At 69.7% G+C, this 2702-nt stretch carries 3 protein-coding genes; all 3 read left to right on the forward strand.

All coding sequences use genetic code 11. The annotated features are described in order from the left end of the window. Window positions 1-773, forward strand: a 773-nt coding sequence (gene gmk / locus RWP81_RS16070; RefSeq protein WP_399540625.1) for a guanylate kinase, incomplete at its 5' end; no start/stop codon positions are given. Between the two features lie 297 nt (window positions 774-1070). Next, entirely contained in the window at window positions 1071-1325 is a 255-nt protein-coding gene (gene rpoZ / locus RWP81_RS16075; RefSeq protein ID WP_055837405.1) for a DNA-directed RNA polymerase subunit omega, read from the forward strand. A 121-nt stretch (window positions 1326-1446) separates the two neighbouring features. Next, window positions 1447-2640, forward strand: coding sequence for a methionine adenosyltransferase (metK, locus tag RWP81_RS16080; protein WP_314457804.1), 1194 nt, complete (start codon window positions 1447-1449; stop codon window positions 2638-2640). The last annotated feature ends 62 nt before the right edge of the window (window positions 2641-2702 follow it).

Raw genomic sequence — 2702 nt, forward strand, 5'->3', positions numbered from 1 at the left:
GGCGAGGTCTCGCCGACCCGCTGTCTGCGGCCGGAGCGATGCGCGTGACCGAGTTCCTCACGGCGATCCCCGCGATCGGCGAGAGCAAGCGCGATCGCATCCTGGTCTCGCTCGGCATCTCGCCGGTGAAGCGCCTCGGCGGTCTCGGCACGCGTCAGCGCGACGCGTTGCGTGGATTCCTCGACACCCGCTGGCCCGAGCCGGGTCCGCGCGAGGGTCGCAGTCGGCTCATCGTGCTCGCCGGTCCCACGGCGGTCGGCAAGGGCACGGTGGCCGCACACATCAAGCAGAACTACCCGCAGATCCACCTCTCGGTCTCGGCGACGACGAGAAGCCCCCGCCCCGGCGAGGTCGACGGGCAGCACTACTACTTCGTCGATCACGCCGAGTTCGACCGGATGGTCGCCGCGGGGGAGTTGTTGGAGTGGGCCGTCGTGCACAACCAGAACCGCTACGGCACGCCCCGCGAACCCATCGAGAGGGTACTGGCCGCGGGCGGCACCGCCCTGCTCGAGATCGACCTGCAGGGGGCGCGACAGGTGCGCGCCGCCGACCCCTCGGCGACGCTGGTGTTCCTGCTGCCGCCGAGCTGGGACGAACTCGTCCAACGCCTCGCCGGGCGGGGGACCGAGGATGCCGAGGAGCGCGCCCGTCGCCTTCGCACGGCCCGCGTCGAGCTCGCCGCGCAGAACGAGTTCGACTACCGCGTCGTGAACGAAGACGTGGCATCCGCCGCCGCCGACGTCGTGGCTCTGGCCGCCGCGCAGCGCTGACGCGGCCGTCCGGGTTGGCGCAGCGCCGCCAGGCCGGGCCGACACCCGTTTGGGGCGCGAAATGTGCACCGGGGCGGACATCGCACGCCCCAGTGCACAAACGACGCCCCGACGTCGCGCGGACCGGCGCCCCGCCGGACGCCGCACCCGTCGCCACGTCGTGGTCGCCCCGTCACCGCCCACACGACCCGCCTCGCGCCCTCGGCACACCCCGGGTCGGCGTCGGCTAGAATGATCAGATGCTTCGGCGCCCCGAGCGCCGCATCCACCCCATCCCGCCGAACCAGGAGGTTCCCCATGGCCGGACGTGACAAAGGCATCATCGACCCGCCGATCGACGCTCTGCTCGACAAGGTCGACTCGAAGTACCAGCTCGTCATCTACGCGTCCAAGCGCGCGCGTCAGATCAACGACTATTACTCCGACCTGCACGAGGGAAACCTCTTCGACAACGTCGGCCCGCTGGTCGACTCCACCGTCGAAGACAAGCCCCTCACGATCGCACTGCACGAGATCCACGAAGACAAGCTCCGGCTGCGCGCTGCGGAGTAATCCACAGCCCTCACCGGCTCACGCGTGAAGTATTCACAGATGTGACGATGCCCCGGGCGGCTCACCGCCGTCCGGGGCATACTTGTGCCCGTTCCCTGCTCGCTAGCCTCCCGGAGTCGTCTTGACCGACCTACGCCTGTTCACGTCCGAGTCCGTCACCGAAGGACACCCCGACAAGATCTGCGATCAGATCTCCGACAGCATCCTGGATGCCATCCTCACCGACGACCCCACGGGGCGCGTCGCCGTCGAGACCCTCGTCACGACCGGGCTCGTGCACGTGGCGGGCGAGGTGTCGACGCGGGCTTACGTCGAGATCCCCGCGATCGTCCGTGACGTGGTGAACCGCATCGGCTACACCTCGAGCGACACCGGGTTCGACGGCGAGTCGTGCGGCGTGTCCGTGTCGATCGGGGCGCAGTCCTCCGACATCGCCGCCGGCGTCAACAAGGCGTTCGAGCAGCGCGAGCGCGGGTCCGTCGATCCCCACGACCTGCAGGGTGCCGGCGACCAGGGCATCATGTTCGGCTTCGCCACGAACGAGACTCCGCAGCTCATGCCGATGGCCATCTGGACGGCGCACCGCATCGCCGAGCGTCTGGCGGCCGTGCGCAAGAGCGGAGCCCTGCCGTTCCTTCGCCCCGACGGCAAGACCCAGGTGACGCTCGGCTACGACGGCTTCACTCCGCGCACCGTCGACAGCGTGGTGCTGTCGACGCAGCACCACCCCGACATCTCGCAAGAAGATCTGCGCGCGCAGGTGCAGGCCGAGGTCATCGATCCCGTGCTGGCCGAGACCGGGCTCGAACTCCCCGATGTGAAGTACTACATCAACCCGGCCGGCCCCTTCGTCATCGGCGGCCCGAAGGGCGACGCCGGGCTCACCGGCCGCAAGATCATCATCGACACCTACGGTGGGGCCTCCCGTCACGGCGGTGGCGCGTTCAGCGGCAAGGACCCGTCCAAGGTCGACCGTTCGGCCGCCTACGCCATGCGATGGGTCGCGAAGAACGCCGTCGCGGCGGGCCTCGCCGACCGCCTCGAGGTGCAGGTCGCCTATGCCATCGGTAAGGCGAACCCCGTTGGTCTGTACGTGGAGTCGTTCGGCACCGCTCACGTGGACGACGACGTGATCGTGCGCGCGATCCGCGACGTGTTCGACCTGCGGCCCGCGGCCATCGTCGAGCAGCTCGACCTTCTGCGCCCGATCTACGCGCAGACGGCGAAGTACGGTCACTTCGGCCGGGAGCTGGCCGATTTCACCTGGGAGCGCACCGACCGCGTCGACGAGCTGCGCGCCGCCTCCGGGATCTGAGCGTGCAGCACGGCCGCGGGCCACGCGGCTCCGTCGGCGTTGCGCGTCTCGGGGTTGCGGGC

The organism is uncultured Microbacterium sp. (assembly GCF_963521695.1).
Lineage (GTDB): Bacteria > Actinomycetota > Actinomycetes > Actinomycetales > Microbacteriaceae > Microbacterium.